The sequence below is a fragment of the Pseudomonas sp. S60 genome, assembly GCF_016647865.1.
Lineage (GTDB): Bacteria > Pseudomonadota > Gammaproteobacteria > Pseudomonadales > Pseudomonadaceae > Aquipseudomonas > Aquipseudomonas parafulva.
The window spans coordinates 15,513-32,421 of sequence record NZ_JACVVH010000054.1 but is presented as its reverse complement, the minus strand read 5'-3'; the positions used below and the strand labels follow the sequence as shown (position 1 = coordinate 32,421).

Genomic DNA, 16,909 nt, shown 5'->3' with positions numbered 1-16,909 from the left:
ACAAACGTAGGAGCGAGCAAAGCTCGCGATGCGCCGCGCGGGCGGCGCTCGCTCTGCGCGCCATCACAAAAATCACGTCCTGCCCATGGCTGCCATTACGCAAACCGCGTCGGCCCTCACACCGACCGTTTTGTGGGAGACGGGTGTGAGCGCACACAGGTGCCCGCATTGATAAAGGTTTCGCCTGCGAGACCGAGCGTCTCCACACCTGCCACCGGCCCGCCCAGCGGGCATAAGGGCGCGATGATAGAGGGTGCCATGGCATGACGCGAGGATTAGTTATGGCAATGAGCTATGGCTCCCCACTAGTCCCCCGCGCCCCTGACTGAACACCCAATGGCGACTCAGCCCCTTGAACGGTGTGATAATGCCCGCAACCACGAAGGCCCTGCCATGCTGACCATCTCCAACAACGTGCACCTGCCCGATGCCGATATCGAACTGACCTACATTCGCGCCCAGGGCGCGGGGGGGCAGAACGTCAACAAGGTGTCCAGCGCCGTGCACCTGCGTTTCGACATCAAGGCGTCGTCGCTGCCCGAGTTCTACAAGGAGCGGCTGCTGGCGCTGCGCGATAGCCGGATTACCAGCGACGGGGTGTTGATCATCAAGGCCCAGCAGTACCGCACCCAGGAGCAGAACCGCGCTGATGCGCTGGCGCGGCTTGTACAGCTGATCATGGGTGCCGGGAAGGTGGAGAAAAAACGCCGCCCTACCAAGCCGACGCTGGGGTCGAAGACGCGGCGGCTGGAAGGCAAGGCCAAGCGAAGTACGGTGAAGGCGGGGCGAGGCAAGGTGGAGTTCTAGGGCTTTATCTTGTTCGAGCGTTGATAATAGCTCGTCGTAAACCCTGGCCGGGATGATGCTTGATAAGCGATTTTCTGGGAGACTTGAATCCTCCAATCGCGCAAAGCACGTCGCGCTTGCGTCTCTGTTTTCCCCATTCAATCTGAACCATGCCGCGCTACAGCATTGCGAGGCCGTTGGGAGATCCCTTTTGCTTTGTGTTCCCAGCGACCTGATCGGCGGCGACCGCCTGTCCCATGTGCTTGAGGCCAGTGAGCGGCTGACCTGTGCCGTTTCGGTGGACCAGGTGGTCGCTGTATTGAGGGATACAGTGCGCGCTGCGGTAGGCGCGCAGGGTATTGCGGTTATTCTCGAAAATGAAGGCCGCTGTTCCTATGTAGCCGAAGACGCAGTCTCTTCGCTCTGGCAGGGCCAAAGCTTCGTGGCCGACGAGTGTATTTCTGGTTGGGCAATGCGCCACGGTGAAACCGTTGCGATTCGGGACGTTTCGGTGGACCCGCGTATCCCCAAAGGCGCCTACGCGCCAACCTTTGTCCGCAGCTTGGTGATGGTACCCATCGGTAGACCGGTTCCAATCTCGGCGCTGGGCGCCTACTGGTCGGACGTTCGTGATCATGATCCCGATACGATCAAACTACTGGAAAGCCTGGCGCGCCTGGCAACGATCGCGATCGAGAACGCGCGCTTGACCCAGGCCCGCAATCGCGAGGCAGCAGTGGGGGCCGCCAAGAACCGGATCCTGGCGCTTGCTGTAGAACCAACGACCCTGGAGGTCACGCTGGATGCAATCGTCCGTGAGGTGGAAGCGCTGTCAACGTCTGGGTTCTTGGGCGGCATCGTGCTTGTCAGGGACGACAGCGACTACCTTGAACATTGCGCCGGCCCGAGTTTGCCTAGCGCTTACATTGACGCAGCCAAAGCCGCTGCCATCGCCCGTTCGTTGTCCAGCCAGAACGCCTTGGCAGCAGCGGCCGACCGTACGAGCAACCCAGGCTGGGACGAGTACAGCGAACTGGCGGTCGGGTATGGGCTGTTCGTTTGTTGGTCAATCCCCATCCGTTCAGCGCAGGGGGGGCTACTGGGTGCTTTCGTCCTTTATCACCGTGAACTGCGTGAGCCCGTGTCGGCAGATATCGAGATCATCGAGTTCGTGGCCCATACGGTCGGGCTGATCGTGCATCGAGCACGAACGGATTCCGCGATTCGCATCAGCGAGGCGAGGTTGCGCCTTGCCGTGGATCATGCCGATGTGGGGTTCTGGGACGTGGACCTGGTCCACGACACCCTGGTTTGGCCTTCACAAACCAAAGCGATGTTCGGTATCTCGGCTAACGTCTCGGTCACGCTGCAAGACTTCTACGATGGTTTGCACCCCGAGGACCGTGACGCGACCATTGATGCCTTCCTGGCTGCGGCTGATCCAGGACGTCGCGCGCTCTACGAGGTAGACTACCGGACGATTGGCCGTGAGGACGGCATCATTCGCTGGATCGCCGCAAAGGGGCGCGGGGTGTTCGATGCGACCGGTGTCTGTGTGCGTATCACCGGTACGGCGGTTGAAATCACTGCGCGCAAAGCTGCCGAAGAGAAACTGCGAGAGTTGAACGACACGCTGGAGGGGCGAATTATCCAGGCGGTTGCGGAGCGGGAGGAGGTTCAGAACACGCTGCGCCAGAGCCAGAAGATGGAAGCGATGGGGCAGCTCACCGGCGGTGTCGCCCATGACTTCAACAACTTGCTCACACCCATCGTCGGCACGCTTGATCTGCTCCAGCGGCGCGGCGTTGGAGGCGATCGGGAGCAACGTCTTATCTCGGGCGCCATGCAATCGGCCGAGCGTGCCAAGACACTGGTCCAAAGGCTGCTTGCCTTCGCGCGCCGGCAGCCGTTGCAGACAGCACCGGTCGACGTGGCGAAGCTGCTCACCGACATGGGCGACCTGGTGGCCAGCACGACCGGGCCAAAAATAAAGGTAATCGTCGATGCTCCAGCGAACCTGCCTGCCGCTATCGCCGACCAGAACCAGCTGGAGATGGCGCTTCTGAATCTGTCCGTGAATGCCCGTGACGCCATGGTTGGCGGCGGCATCCTGCGGATTTCTGCCTGCACGGCGCTGGTTGGCGACGGGCATCGTTCCAAGCTGCCGACAGGTGAATATCTCTATTTGACTGTCGCAGATACGGGGACTGGCATGGATGCAGCCACGCTTGGTCGGGCTGTAGAACCGTTCTTTTCCACCAAGGGTGTGGGTAAAGGGACTGGCCTGGGCCTTTCGATGGTGCATGGCCTGGCATTGCAGTTGAATGGTGCCCTCACCATTCAGAGTTCGCCGGATGCCGGTACGAATGTGGAACTGTGGTTGCCGCGCTGCATGACCGTGCCGTCACCGGCATTGCGCAATGTCGAGGTGCCAAAGCCGGCGTCAACGCACGGCATAGCACTGCTGGTGGACGATGAAGAACTGGTCAGGGCGAGCACTTCGTACATGCTGGCCGAGCTGGGTTACCGCGTGATCGAGGCTGGGTCAGGTGAAGAGGCCATGCAACTGATGGCCAGCGGGCAGGTATTCGATCTGTTGATCACCGACCACCTCATGCCGGGCATCAACGGCACAGACCTGGCCCGGGTGGTTCGTGCTTCACAGCCTGGAACCGCGATCTTGCTGGTCTCCGGCTATGCCGAACGGGAAGGCCTTGACCCGGAGCTGCCGCGGCTCAGCAAACCCTTTCGCAAAAGCGAACTTGCAGCAAGCCTTGCCGCTCTTTCTGTGGATTGCCGGGAGCGTGCGCCAGCGGCCTCGTGATCAGTTGCTGGCGGCGCTTTGCGGCCCATCGTCGGCAAGTAGGCTCCCTCAGAAATCAGACTATTCCGCTATCTTGTAGTCCATTTCCCAAAGATACTCTCGGCCATTGTAGTGCTCCGAGTTGGCTACTAGTCTCAGCCGGTCGTTGTTATCCAGCGACCGGCTTTGACAGGCCGACTCAAATTACAATCCATGGTTTGCCTTCAATGGCGGCTGTGCATGGGGCACCCTCGGGTGCGCCGGGTTTCTCAATTTGACCGGTCTGTCAACCCGTGCACAGCTGCCACCCTTTGTTTGACAGCGAATGGCGGTGGTCCCCAAACGCAAATTGAGGGTTACACCATGCTGAAAATCGTCCCTGATCCGCCCTGCAACTTCCACTCTCTTGAAGACACAATGTTGATGGCTACGGACCATGCGCTATGTGCAGAGGCCGTGGCTCAGCAGGCAGTATCGATGTTGCCGAAATCACCCGTCTCTTTGCTGATGATGTCGTCGATGCACGAACTGGAGGCCCTTCGCAGGTTGCTCGATGTTGCGCTGGCTCATGTTCAGAAACCAACAGATCTGCAGGCGATGCACTAACGGCGTCATTATCTGCCTGGGCTGATCCTTCGAGTGGCTAGCTTGCCGGTGATCGGCGCGGCCCAGGCACCTGCAACTTGAGGGAGATGATTTTGTGGCTATCGAAGACATTAACTTCACTGTGGGCAAAACCACGTTCTATCAAGGTGAAAACCAGACTCATGCACTGTTTCGCATTGAACCTGGCATCCCTTGCCAGAGCGCCCGCGAGCAAGCCTCGGAACTGATGGGTTACGCCCGCGACCTGACCATCGATGGGCTGATGGAAGACAAGCCCCAGCTCATCTGGGCCTCGCACTACCTCTGCGCGCTGGCCAAAGCACTACTTGATGACGCTGAGCTGGGTATGATGAAAGGCAGCTGAAGGAGGGGTCCCACAGGAGTTATGACTTTCCTGAGGCTGGCGCAATCCGGTAGGAGCTGGCTAGCCGGCGATGGGCTGCAAAGCAGCCCTGGGGTCTAACTGGCCGGCATTAGCTGCGGGCTTGTTTATATGGAGGCAGCGAGGCCAGCGCGTCACGCCTCAGTCATCTGTTCCAGCCTGCGCGGCGCATGTTCCGGAGCCTGCACTGCCCGCCCAGCCAGCCCCACGCGCATGTCATTGCCACTCGGCTGCTGATACAGGCTCAACCCAAACGTCGATGGTGCCAATCGCGATAGCCGCTACGAACATCACGAGGCACGTACCGATGCTCCAGCCGATGGACGCTCGCTGGTTGTCACCGTAGTCCAGGTCGAGCAGTCCACAGAGCAGGTAGGTTGAGGCAACCAGTGGACTGAGCAGATGTACTGGCTGCCCGATCAAACCGGCGATGGCCATTTCTTTAGCGCCGATGCCGTAATGGCTAGCAGTCTCGGCCAGGATGGGGAGAATCCCGAAGTAGAAAGCGTCGTTCGTCAGTACGTAGGTGAAAGGCATGCTGAGGAAGGCCGTGATGACTGACATGAAATGGCCAGCGGATTCAGGGATCACATGGATCAGGCTTTCCGAGATCGCCTTGATCATCCCTGTGCCGGACATGATTCCGACGAAGATGCCAGCGGCGAAGATCAGCAGGGTTACCGCCATGACGTTGTCGGCGTATTTTCCGATGACTTCCTTTTGGTCTTTGACTCTCGGGAAATTCACCAAGACGCCCAGGCCGAAGGCGAGCATAAAGAGGATCGGGAGGGGCATGAGGCTGAGCATCATCATGGTGATCAGCGTGATGGTGAGTACAGCGTTGAAGAGGAAGCGCCAGTCGGTCAGTTTGAACTCGGTGAAGTGGCTCATGACCTCATCATGATCGAGTTGTACGACACCCAGACGACGGCGTTCCCGGCCACCGAGATAGAAGGCCGCGAAAATCACCCAGCCCGCTCCAGCGATCATGAGCGGCAGCATCTCGATGAACAGTTCAGTGATGTCTACGTGCATGGCGCTTGCCGCACGCGAGAAGGGCCCCGCCCAAGGGAGGATGTTCATCACGCCGTTGGTCAGCAACAGAACGGTGGCCAGAACCTGAAGGCTCATCCCTGTGCGTCGATACAGCGGAAGAAGTGCTGCGGTGGTGATGATATAAGTTGTGGCACCATCGCCATCCAGGCCCACGCAGATTCCGAGCACAGCAGTGCCGATGACAATCTTCAGGGGATCGCCTTTCACACACTTGAGGATCAGCTTGATCAGGGGGTTGAACAGGCCCGCATCGGTCATCATGCAGAAGTAGAGGATCGCGAAGGTCAGCATGATCCCGGTTGGGGCCAGCATCTTCACGCCATCGAACATCATTGGCCCAAGCTGGGTTGCAAACCCACCCAGGCTGGCGAATGCAACTGGCACCAGGATGAGGGCAACCAGTGGTGACAGTCGTTTGCTCATGACGAGGTACATGAAGCAAACGATCATTGTGTAGCTCAAGAGTGTGAGCATGTTGCCCTCTTATTATCTGTTTTGTATGAGTCGAAAGGCTCGCCGGGCTCTTTTGGGGGGCGAGCAAAGTCCGTGCGCCATTTGCACAGGGCTACAGCACTAATCCTTAAGATGAAGCGTGCGAGAACATCCGCTTTCCTGAGTGGCCAGGATCAGCCCTCAAGATGTGCCCTGTTGATGAGTCAGTGATGAACAGGCTGCGATTACCTTCCCCACCAAAGGCGAGGTTGGTGAGAGTGCGACCCTCGGTACATGACTTGAATCGATAGAGGGGCATGGCGTGCGAGTCGAATGCCCACACGCAACCATTGCCCGCATCGCAGACATACAGATTGCCTGACTCATCGAGCGCCATACCGTCAGCGCCACTCACGCCCCCTGCCATGGCCGTGAAGATACCCACCTTGGTAGTAGTGCCGTCGGGTTGTAGCGGAAGACGCCAGACTGCGTTCCCGCGAGTCATCGCAACCAATAACGCTTTCTCTTGAAGATCCATCACCAGGCCATTAGGGCTAGGGCCGTTATCCAGCAGACAATCCAGGCGTTGTTGCTCCAGGTCGTAGCGGAAAACTCGACCCGTTGGATCGTGCATGCCCGTCTGACCTTGATCGGTGAAGAAGAGGTGCCCTTGCCCGTCAAAGAACAGATCATTTACACCCTTGAAGCTTTCACTCCGGCGATGCGTCAGGAATGGCTCGATGCGTTTGCTGATCGGATCGAGAACGAGGATCCCGTTCTTGTAGTCGGCAATGAAGATCCGTCCGTCACGATGGATTTTCAAGCCGTTAGGCCAGCCGTCGTATTCAACAACCAGCTCCCAGTCACCTTGTGGGGAAATCCGGAAGATTCGGCCATAAGGGATATCAGTGACATAGAGATTGCCTGCCTGGTCGAAGGAGGGCCCTTCCAAGAAGCTCGCGACTTGCTGGCCTGGCTTGTTAGCTCTGACCCAGTCGGAATCACCATCACGCCAAAACTCTTTCGGCAGTCTGCTGAATACTTCTGTTGGGCGTTCCTCGGGAGGGGCGTACAGGCTCATGGCAAATCTCCATGTGAAAACAGGCATGCGACGCTGAGGCTCAAACGGCAGAGGTCTGTGCCAGTTGCATCAGTGTACGTTGCCTGGGATATCTTGTTGTTTCGAGCTTTTTGTTCTGCTAGATAGAACGTCATTGCTCTTGGTAGAACACTTTCCAAGCTATTTTCCGCTCTGTCAAGTCTCATCAGTCGCTAACTCCTTCACCGTACTCGTACCGCTCGGGAGCGTGATCCGTTCATCGACTGTGCCGTTGACAGGTATGAAATTGTGGGTAGATACTAAAACAGAACGTAATTCTGCCTGACAGAACAATCATAAAAAACAGCGCTTCACCCTGCAGCTGCAATGCATGAATGTTCGGGCAGGCTCTCCCCAGCAACAGGAGAACCTCCGTGAAAGAACCGACAGAAATCGACATCCTCGTCAGCGAGGTCGGGCCTAGGGATGGCTTGCAGAGCGTCAAGGCCACCATGCCCACTGAGCTGAAACTGGAGTGGATTTCGGCTCTGGCAAACGCTGGCTTGAAAGAAATCGAAGTAGGCTCGTTTGTATCCCCGAAGCTGCTTCCGCAGATGGCCGATACTGCACAAGTCGTTGCCCATGCCCTGACCCTGCCGAATCTTTTCGTCACTGCGCTAGTGCCGAACTTGAAGGGCGCGGAAGCAGCTTTCAACGCTGGCATCCATAAGATCACTCTGCCCATCTCCGTGAGCGAGCAGCACTCCATCTCGAACATCCGTAAGACACATGCTCAGGTCTTCGATGAAGTTCAAGCAGTCGTAGCTCTGCGCAATGAGCGATTCCCGCATGTGCAGATCGAGGCGGGCTTGTCGACGGCGTTCGGTTGCACGCTCCAAGGTGTCGTGACTGATGACGAAACAATTGCCATTGCCCTGAAAATGGCGGAGCTGGGGGTCGATGAGGTCGGTCTGTCCGACACCGTTGGTTACGCCAATCCAACCCAGGTACGTCGACTCTTCACTCGACTGTTCCAGGAACTCGGCGCTCTCGCTGGAAGTGCTCACTTCCATAACACCCGTGGCCAAGGCCTGGCCAACGTAGTCGCTGCGCTAGAAGCGGGTGTGAAGACGTTCGATGGTTCTCAAGGTGGTCTGGGCGGCTGCCCATACGCCCCAGGTGCATCGGGCAACATCGTTACAGAAGACCTGGTGTATCTCCTGGAGTCCATGGGGCTGAAGACCGGCGTCGACATTGATCGTTTGGTTGCCGCTCGTGAAGTGCTTCTCCGTGGGCTTCCTGGAGAGCCTGTATATGGCTTCATCCCTGATGCCGGCGTTGGTAAGAATTTCACCTATGCGAAGGAGGCCGTATGAGCCAGCACGAAGAAAAGTCTCTGCCACTGGCTGGTATCCGAGTCGTCGAGTTTGTCCATATGGTGATGGGCCCGACCTCTGGTCTTCTTCTCGCTGATCTTGGCGCTGAAGTCATCAAGGTGGAGCCGGTGCCAGAAGGGGATAACACTCGCCGACTGATGGGCTCCGGTGCTGGTTACTGGATGACCTACAACCGCAACAAAAAGAGCTTTGCGGTTGACATCAAATCCAAAGAGGGTATGGCGGCAGTGAAGAAGCTGCTCGCAACCGCAGATGTCGTCACCGAGAACTTCCGCCCAGGCGCGATGGAAAAGTTGGGCTTGGGCTATGACCAGGTGAAAGCCATTAAACCCGACATCATCTACAGCTCGATGAAGGGTTTCCTGCCAGGCCCCTATGAGAAGCGCACAGCGCTGGATGAGGTGGTGCAGATGATGACGGGGTTGGCCTACATGACGGGGCCTGTCGGACGTCCGCTGCGCGCTGGAGCTTCTGTCAACGACGTGATGGGTGGGATGTTCAGCACCGTATCTATTCTCGCTGCTCTGTTGCAACGCAAAGAGACTGGGCGGGGCCAATTTGTGCAGACCGGTCTCTTTGAGAACTCAGCCTTCTTGGTCGCTCAGCACATGATGCAAAAGGTCGTCACTGGCAAAGCGGCGGCGCCGATGCCTAGCCGAATTTCGGCGTGGGCCATCTACGACGTGTTCGAGACTGCTCAGGAAGGTGAGCAGGTCTTTATGGGAGTCGTCAGCGACTCACAGTGGGTATCGTTTTGCGAGGCATTTGACTTCCCCGAGCTTGGTGATGACGCCGAGTTGAGTCGGAACAATCAACGTGTTCAGGCTCGCGACCGAATCATCCCTATGGTGCGGGAGCGTTTGTCTGGGATGGATAAGCAGACTGTGATGGATCTCTGTGAGAAAGCCGGGCTGCCGTTCTCGCCTATCCAACGCCCTGAAGATATGTTTGAGGACGAGCACCTTAATAAGTCTGGTGGCATGGCCGAGTTGACGCTTCCTAGTGGTGAGCAGGTCAAGGTTCCGAAGCTGCCATTTGAAATGGATGGCCAGCGTTTCGGCACCCGGCTAAACGTCCCTGATCTTGGCAGTCACTCGAAAGAGCTCCTAGCTGAACTCGGGTATGGCAATGACGAGATTGCCCAGCTTGAGGCCAGTGGCACGGTCAGATCTGCCTGATTACAAGTGTGGCGAGTCTCTCTGAGAGGCTCGCTTTCGAAGATGTCCCTACATCCAGTTCGAAATGACTTTCGGGCGAAATCAGCAGCGCTACAGGTACGGGACGTACCGGAGGGCCTGCGCTCACCGATGGCCCATCCAGCCACGGTATTCATAACAACAAAACCGAGGATACAGTCATGGCTAATGTCACGACCCCGGATACCCACTTGTCTATGCCGCAACCTGATGCCACAACCCCACTGCAGCAGCGTGCGATGAAGAAAGCGGCCTGGCGGCTAATTCCGTTGCTTGCGCTGGCCTACTTCTTCAACTACTTGGATCGCACCAGTGTCGGTTACGCAGCCCTGCAGATGACTGATCAGTTGGGGCTTACTGCCGCTCAGTTTGGCCTGGGCGCGGGGATCATGTTCGTAGGCTACTGTCTTTGCGAAGTTCCGAGCAACTTGGCCATGTATCGCTACGGCGCTCGGCTCTGGATGGCCCGTATCATGATCACGTGGGGGCTAGCAGCAGCAGCCACAGCATTGGTAATCGGCCCCTATAGTTTCTATGTTGTTCGCTTCCTTCTGGGGGTTGCCGAGGCTGGCTTCTTCCCAGGCGTAATTTTCTTCCTCACGCTGTGGTTCCCTGTCCAATACCGTACTCGGGTGCTGGCTTGGTTCACGGTTGCAACGCCGATCTCATTCCTTGTTGGTGGCCCGCTTTCTATCTACCTGTTGCAAATGCATGGTGCTTGGGGGCTCGCAGGTTGGCAGTGGATGTTCATCATTGAAGGCTTGCCAGCTTGCGTCCTGGGACTCATTACCCTGAAGGTGCTTGCCAATCGTCCTAGCGAGGCCAAGTGGCTCACCCAAGAAGAGAAAGACGCTCTTACCGGCATGTTGGACAAGGAAAAGTCGAGCACCCAAAAAAGCCACGGCTTCGCTGCAGCGCTCAAAGATCCACGAGTCTGGATTCTCAGCTCCATCACCTTCAGCTTCACTATTGGCACTTACGGTATCGGTATCTGGCTGCCTCAGATGCTGAAAGCGCAGGGCGTTGAAATCAGCCTAATTGGATGGGTCGCTGCAGTACCTTATTTCTTCTCCACCATTGGTCTGCTGTTCTGGGCCAAATATGTAGACCGTACTGGACGAGGCATACTTAACCTGATCGTTGCGCTTGTCTTGGCCGGTTTGGCATTGATTTTCGCAGTGAACATGAACGCCCTGATTCCGGCGCTGGCAGGCATTACCCTGGCCCTGGTAGGTACGATCTCGGCGAAAACGATCTTCTACACGTTGCCGGCGAAGTTCCTGAGTGGCCAAGCTGCTGCTGGCGGTATTGCTCTCATCAACTCCATTGGTGCATTCGGCGGGTTTGTAGGGCCTTATCTGATGGGCTTCCTGAAGGACTACACCCAGTCCTTCACGGCGGGCCTGATGGTTATGGGTTGCATCCTGTTCTTTGCCGCTGTGATGGCATTGTCCCTGCGACTGTTCATGCGTGATGCTTGACGCTGGTCAAGTAGAACGGCGTTCTGGACAATGGACTAGCTGCTAACCGTACTCACAGGTAAGGTATCAGCCATCTGAACGGCCCCTTTCAGGGGCCGCTTTTTCACGATTGTGCCGAGAAGAAGTCTGATGTCGCAAAAAAATGAACCTGTGGTAGCCGAGGCTTCCAAGAACAATGCTGACGGGGGGGTGGCGGCAGTTGATCGAGCCTTTGCTATTCTCGGAGCTTTCGAACCTGATCGAAGCACCCTGCCATTGGCTGAAATCGCTCGTCGCACGGGGTTGTACAAAAGCACGATCCTTCGGCTGATGAGTTCTCTTGAGAGGGCTGGATTTATCAGGCGCCTGGCAGATGGGCAGTATGCTGTGGGCCATGAGCCATTGCGGTTAGCCCAGATTTACCAATCCTCTTTCCGGCTGCGAGACACGATCTACCCGGTGCTTGAGGCTCTCACTGAGGAGAGCGGAGAGACCTCTTCCTTCTACGTGATCGAGAACGATATCCGGGTAGTGCTGTTCCGTGTTGAACCCAAACGTGCAGTGCGCTTCAGCATTCATGAGGGTGATCGATTTCCTTTGCATGCCGGGGCTTCGGGGAAGATCCTCAGGGCTTTTGGCCCGCCAGCAGATCGTGCTCTAGCTGATGTTCGAGAGCAGTTTTGGGCGACATCGTTCGGTGAGCGCGACCCGGATACTTCGTCAATCTCGGCTCCTGTATTTGGTGTGGGAAACGAATTCAAAGGCGCTCTGACGCTGTCTGGCCCATCGGAGCGATTCAACAAAGATCAGCTCCAATCGGCTCGATTGCTACTGCTTAAACGTGCAGCCCAAGCGACCAGTTTGCTTGGGGGCAGTAATCGAGAGTTGCTCGTGGCACTGGAGCTAAACGAGAGCAAATGAGTTGGGTAGGGTCAGTTCTGCGTCAGGCGGATTATCTGCCTGGCGAAGAAAGCCCCGGTCAGAATCACACCGAATAGCCGAAGCGTCTGCATCGCTAACACCATACCTACATCGGCATGTGTCTCCACCGCGATAATGGCCATGGCATCCAGCCCTCCTGGGCTGGTCGCCAAGTACATGGAAAGAAAGTCGGTGCCTGTCGCGTAGGCTAAAAGCCAGGCGCAGCACGCGCAGAGCATGATCAGTATCACTGCGCCCAGAATCATCGCTGGCAAGTGTTTGAAGACGTATCGTACCGTCACGCGGTCGAACCGCAGCCCGATATAGCAGCCAATGGCGCCGTAGGCGATTGCAAGCAGCCAGGCCGGCATCGTGATATCTAGCACTCCCGTCAGTTGCAAGGCGCCTCCGATCAGGAGCGGCATCAACAGGGCTCCAGCAGGCATCTTCGTACCTGCTGAAACTCCGAACAGAATTACTGCCAGGCTTAGGAAGACGTTGAAGAAATCAGTGCCATGAACCGGGCCATTTGATGGTGCTATTTCCACAGAAATACCTGCTGCCCCGAGTAAATGACTCACCAGCGAGCCAATCATTACGACACAGACGACCCTGACGTACTGCATGGTCGCCACGACTCGTGAATCGGCACCGTATTCTTCGGCCATGGAAACCATTGCAGAAGCTGCGCCAGGAGCTGTTCCCCATGCCGCAGTGCTGCCAGGAATGCCACCGTACCGAACGGTTCCGAGCCCAACCACTGCGCTTAAGACTACTGTGATCAATGTAGCGAGAAGCATGATGTGCCATGAGTGAGCCAACGAGATCAGAACTGACCAGGTCACGGAATGAGCTACCAATAGACCAACGCAGCCTTGGCCGAAGCGGAAAATGTGCCGATGCAAGCGCATCTGAGCCCCGCACACTCCGAACGTGATGGCGACGAGCATCGGCCCTAAAAACAATCCGGCTGGCACTGCTAACGCGTGAAGACCCTGCCCCACCGCTCCGGCGATGCCTGCTAGTGCGATCCACTTGAGGGTAAGGGAGCGCAGGGCTTTGGCGGATTTTGAGGATTGCAACGAGCTGTATCTCCAGGCAGTAGCTCCACGTAGGGACATTCCGCAGGTGGCAGCAAAAATTATCGACGCCTGAACTGATCAAGTCTATTTTCTACTTTCGATAAACCTATAACTGAAATTCATGAATCATGGACTTTCGTGACCTGGCGTATTTCGAAACCATCGCCGAAACGGGGCATCTTGGACGAGCTGCTGAGAAGCTCAACCGATCACAGCCGGCGTTGAGTAAAAGCATTCAACGCTTGGAGGAGTCTCTCGGTGCCCGGCTTTTTCAGCGAGACGGCAGAAGGATCAAGCTGACCGATGTAGGTGAGCTATTGCTTGCCAGGGGCAAGCAGCTGCGAATCAACATTGCGGAAACCGAACGAGAAGTCCGGGATTATGCCAATGGCCTGGTAGGCAACATCCGACTGGGATGTGCGGCGAGCATGGCCGAGTATTTGCTGCCACAGTTGGCGGAAGAGCTGTTAAATAGGGCTCCGAAGCTGACCCTCAAGCTATCCATTGGCCAGGATGATGTCTTGAGGGAGTCCCTCAGGGCTGGACGTCTGGATGCAATCATCTGCCCCCTTGTCACTAACGATCCGGAACTCAAGATCTACCCAGTGCTCCAGGATGAAGCGGTGGTCGTCGCCAGCGCTGACCATCCAATTTTCTCGACGCCGTTTGATCAGCAGGAGCTGTGTCGTCATCAGTGGGTGCTGCCGGGGCCAACCGTTACGGCTAGGCGCTGGATAGACAACGCCTTCATATCACGGCAGCTTCCACCGCCAAGTGTTCAAATCGAAACCAATTCAATTTCACTTTTGCCCCGCTTGATTGCTCGTACCCAACTCCTGAGTTTTCTTGCTCGTGAGACTCTTGAGTTTGGCCAAGGAATGTCTCGACTCAGGGAGGTTCCACTGATCGAAACAACCATGAAGCGGACTGTTGCGGTGTCTGTGAGAGCGGAAGGCTATCTGCCTTCTGCTGCTGCCGCATTGGTTGAGCTTCTGCGAGAAAAAGGTGGCTTATTCATGCAGGGGGGAGGTGATTGAGAAATTGCACACACTCAAGACGATGAGAGTCTGTATGTAGTGGTCAACAATTCCCGGACACAGAATTGAGTTTTTCTTTCGCAACCGCCGGCGGTACGAAGCCGTTGTGCTGATGCGGCCTTATCCAGTTGTACCGCTGCATGAGATAGCGGCCGATGTCCTGCTCGGCCAACGCTGTCGTCATGTAACCCACTGTCGGCACCCACTCCGTTTTCAGGCTACGAAACAGCCGCTCCATGGGCGAGTTGTCGTAACAGTTTCCCCTTCGGCTCATGCTCTGAATCATCCGATATCGCCAGAGCCGCTGGCGGAAACCACGGCTGCCATATTGGCTGCCTTGGTCGCTGTGAAACAGCACGCCTTGTGGTCTGCCACGCATCTCGCAAGCCCTGTCGAGCGCTTTGACGACCAGTTGCGCATCAGGCTTGGTGGAGATCGCCCAACCCACCACTCTGCGGCTGTACAAGTCCAAGACCACAGCCAGATAGCTCCAGCGACCCTCTGCCCAGATATACGTGATGTCGCCACACCAGACCTTGTTTGGCGCAGCCACGGTGAACTTGCGATCAAGCACATTGGGAATGTCGGGGCGCTCGACCGTGGCCTTCTTGTACGCATGGGAACCGGGCTGTTTGCTGATCAGTCCTTGTTCCTTCATCAATCTTCTCACTCTGAAACGCCCGACGTTAACGCCTTCATCCCGTAGCATGGCAACCAGACTGCGACTGCCCGCTGAGCCACGACTTTGGTTGAACAGCTCGTTGACACGACTGCGTAGGTTCACTCGGCGGACATCGATATGACGCCGCCGGGCCAAGTGGGCGTAATAACAAGACCGGGGTAGTGCTTTGCCAACTACCGAATCGACTTCAACGTCTGCGCCCGTGTTCCTCGGCCATCAAGAGCGCAGTGGCCTCCTTTAATATTTTCTTCTCAAGCTCCAGCCGGTTGATACGGGCCTGAAGCTCCTGAATGGTCTGCTGCTCCAGCGTGAGCGCCTTGGTAGTGGGCGTAACGCCCCGCGCTCCAGCTGCAACTGGGTAACCCAGCGGCGCAATAAGCTCTCACCTACATCGAGAGATCTGGCGGCCTCGGGACAACTGTAGCCTTGGTCAAGCACCAGGCTGGCAGCCTCACGCTTGAAAGTCGGGGTGAAGGTACGTCGTTGTCTGCTCATCGAACACCTATGTATGGCGAGCATTCTCGCCTAAAAAGGTGTCCGGGGTTAGTAGACCACTACATGCCCAGGCCTGGCTGGAATTAGCTGCAAGCCTGTTTTTAGTGAAGAAGCCAGACCAGCGCGTCACGCTTCAGTCATCTGCTCCAGCCTGCGCGGCGCATGTTCCGGAGCCTGCACTGCCCGCCCAGCCAGCCCCACGCGCATGTCATTGCCACTCGGCTGCTGATACAGGCTCAACCCGAACTCCGGCAGCACGGCCAGCAAATAGTCGAAAATATCCCCCTGAATACGCTCGTACTCGGCCCACACCGTGGTGGTGGTGAAGCAGTAGATTTCCAGCGGTACACCTTCGGCGGTGGTCTGCATCTGGCGCACCATGCAGGTCATGTTCGGGTGCACGTTGGGGTGGTTGCGCAGGTAGGCCAGGGCGAAGGCGCGGAAGGTGCCGATGTTGGTCAGCTTGCGGCGGTTGGCGGCAAGCTCGGCCACTTCGCCCAGTGCTGCGTTCCAGGTTTGCAGCTCTTCACGCTTGCCGGTGAGGTATTCGCCCAGCAATTGCACCTGGCCCAGGCGCTGTTCTTCTTCAGGGGTAAGGAAGCGTACGCCGGCGGCGTCGATGAACAGGCTGCGTTTGATGCGTCGGCCGCCGGACTGCTGCATGCCGCGGTAGTTGCGGAACGACTCGCTCATCAGCCGCCAGGTGGGGATAGAAACGATGGTCTTGTCGAAGTTCTGCACTTTCACCGTGTGCAAGGTGATGTCCACCACGTCACCGTCCGCACCGACTTGCGGCATTTCGATCCAGTCACCCACATGCAACATGTCGTTGCTGGTCAGCTGCACACTGGCGACGAACGACAGCAAGGTGTCCTTGTACACCAACAGCAGCACCGCAGACATCGCGCCCAGGCCGGACAGCAGCAACAGCGGCGAGCGGTCGATCAGGGTGGCGACGATGACGATGGCGGCGAAGATCCACAGCATCATCTTGGCCAACTGTACGTAACCCTTGATGGAACGAGTGCGGGCGTGTTCGGTGCGGGCGTAGATGTCGAGCAGGGCATCCAGCAGGCACGACAGGGCCATGGTCATGAACAGCAGGGTGAAGGCCAGGGCGAAGTTGCCGAGGAAGTGCTGGGCGGTGTTTGATAGCTCGGGGACCAGTTTCAGGCCGAACTGAATCACCAGCGAGGGCGTGGTCTGCGCCAGGCGGTGGAACACCTTGTTGTGGCGCAGGTCATCCAGCCACTTCAGGGCTGGCTGGCGGGCCAGCAGGCGCGCGCCGTGCAGCACCAGAAACCGCGCCAGGCGCCCGACAATCAGTGAAATCGCCAGCAGTACCGCCAGGCCGATGGCCGCGTGCAGCATGGGGTGTTGGTCGAGGGTGCCCCACAGGTCGAGGGAGTCACGCCAGAATCGTTGGATATCCATGGGCTTGCTTGCAGTCTTGTTGCCAAACGAAGCCCTATTAGAGCGCGGAAGCTGGCGAAGTTGCCAAAAGAAATTCGGCTAAAGCGGCAGAAAACGGTACC

General features: G+C 57.2%; 14 protein-coding genes and 2 pseudogenes. 9 read left to right on the top strand and 7 right to left on the bottom strand.

The window, feature by feature from the left end:
• The first annotated feature begins 393 nt into the window (after positions 1–393).
• The 4 genes from arfB to IAE33_RS21280 all read left to right on the top strand — a co-directional run bounded on the left by arfB (position 394) and on the right by IAE33_RS21280 (position 4,559).
• Entirely contained in the window at positions 394–807 is a 414-nt protein-coding gene (gene arfB / locus IAE33_RS21295; RefSeq protein WP_201164968.1) for an alternative ribosome rescue aminoacyl-tRNA hydrolase ArfB, read from the top strand.
• 190 nt (positions 808–997) lie between these two features.
• The gene (locus IAE33_RS21290; protein ID WP_201164967.1) at positions 998–3,610 is read left to right on the top strand and encodes a GAF domain-containing hybrid sensor histidine kinase/response regulator; all 2,613 of its coding nucleotides are present in this window, start codon (positions 998–1,000) and stop codon (positions 3,608–3,610) included.
• A 342-nt stretch (positions 3,611–3,952) separates the two neighbouring features.
• Positions 3,953–4,195 (top strand): hypothetical protein, encoded by a 243-nt coding sequence (locus IAE33_RS21285; protein WP_201164966.1) that lies wholly within the window; start codon positions 3,953–3,955, stop codon positions 4,193–4,195.
• A 94-nt stretch (positions 4,196–4,289) separates the two neighbouring features.
• Entirely contained in the window at positions 4,290–4,559 is a 270-nt protein-coding gene (locus IAE33_RS21280; protein WP_201164965.1) for a DUF3077 domain-containing protein, read from the top strand.
• Positions 4,560–4,711: 152 nt separating this feature from the next.
• On the opposite strand, the pseudogene IAE33_RS25035 reads toward IAE33_RS21280, so the two are convergent.
• The 3 genes and pseudogenes from IAE33_RS25035 to IAE33_RS21270 form a co-directional block, all read right to left on the bottom strand.
• Positions 4,712–4,831, bottom strand: a pseudogene (locus IAE33_RS25035) (mechanosensitive ion channel protein MscS); the annotation flags it as partial.
• A complete protein-coding gene (locus tag IAE33_RS21275) occupies positions 4,794–6,107 on the bottom strand; it encodes a CitMHS family transporter (RefSeq protein ID WP_201164964.1) in 1,314 nt (437 codons plus the stop codon). The pseudogene IAE33_RS25035 and the gene IAE33_RS21275, both read right to left, overlap by 38 nt.
• 106 nt (positions 6,108–6,213) lie before the next feature.
• Positions 6,214–7,146, bottom strand: coding sequence for an SMP-30/gluconolactonase/LRE family protein (locus tag IAE33_RS21270; RefSeq protein WP_201164963.1), 933 nt, complete (start codon positions 7,144–7,146; stop codon positions 6,214–6,216).
• Between the two features lie 392 nt (positions 7,147–7,538).
• Here IAE33_RS21270 and IAE33_RS21265 point away from each other — a divergent pair, with 392 nt between their 5' ends.
• The 4 genes from IAE33_RS21265 (at position 7,539) to IAE33_RS21250 (ending at position 12,078) form a co-directional block, all read left to right on the top strand.
• The gene (locus tag IAE33_RS21265; protein WP_274905948.1) at positions 7,539–8,480 is read left to right on the top strand and encodes a hydroxymethylglutaryl-CoA lyase; all 942 of its coding nucleotides are present in this window, start codon (positions 7,539–7,541) and stop codon (positions 8,478–8,480) included.
• On the top strand, positions 8,477–9,679 hold the full coding sequence (locus tag IAE33_RS21260; protein ID WP_201164961.1) for a CaiB/BaiF CoA transferase family protein: 1,203 nt from the start codon (positions 8,477–8,479) through the stop codon (positions 9,677–9,679). The genes IAE33_RS21265 and IAE33_RS21260 overlap by 4 nt, the downstream gene beginning before the upstream one ends.
• A 179-nt stretch (positions 9,680–9,858) precedes the next feature.
• Complete coding sequence (locus tag IAE33_RS21255) at positions 9,859–11,178, top strand: MFS transporter (RefSeq protein WP_236404246.1); 1,320 nt, start codon at positions 9,859–9,861, stop codon at positions 11,176–11,178.
• A gap of 129 nt (positions 11,179–11,307) precedes the next feature.
• Complete coding sequence (locus IAE33_RS21250) at positions 11,308–12,078, top strand: IclR family transcriptional regulator (protein ID WP_201164960.1); 771 nt, start codon at positions 11,308–11,310, stop codon at positions 12,076–12,078.
• Positions 12,079–12,089: 11 nt separating this feature from the next.
• Here the strand turns inward: IAE33_RS21250 and IAE33_RS21245 are convergent, their stop codons facing one another.
• Complete coding sequence (locus IAE33_RS21245) at positions 12,090–13,199, bottom strand: AbrB family transcriptional regulator (RefSeq protein ID WP_201164959.1); 1,110 nt, start codon at positions 13,197–13,199, stop codon at positions 12,090–12,092.
• An 89-nt stretch (positions 13,200–13,288) separates the two neighbouring features.
• Between IAE33_RS21245 and IAE33_RS21240 the strand changes: the two genes are divergently transcribed.
• Positions 13,289–14,197, top strand: coding sequence for a LysR family transcriptional regulator (locus tag IAE33_RS21240; protein ID WP_201164958.1), 909 nt, complete (start codon positions 13,289–13,291; stop codon positions 14,195–14,197).
• A 43-nt stretch (positions 14,198–14,240) separates the two neighbouring features.
• On the opposite strand, the pseudogene IAE33_RS21235 reads toward IAE33_RS21240, so the two are convergent.
• From IAE33_RS21235 to IAE33_RS21230, 3 genes and pseudogenes are all read right to left on the bottom strand, one after another.
• Positions 14,241–15,029 (bottom strand): annotated as a pseudogene (locus tag IAE33_RS21235) (IS3 family transposase); the annotation flags it as partial.
• 87 nt (positions 15,030–15,116) lie between these two features.
• Complete coding sequence (locus tag IAE33_RS25030; protein WP_442967395.1) at positions 15,117–15,374, bottom strand: transposase; 258 nt, start codon at positions 15,372–15,374, stop codon at positions 15,117–15,119.
• A gap of 126 nt (positions 15,375–15,500) precedes the next feature.
• Positions 15,501–16,808: a mechanosensitive ion channel family protein gene (locus IAE33_RS21230; RefSeq protein ID WP_201164957.1), complete on the bottom strand. Its 1,308-nt coding sequence runs from the start codon at positions 16,806–16,808 to the stop codon at positions 15,501–15,503.
• Positions 16,809–16,909 lie beyond the last annotated feature (101 nt).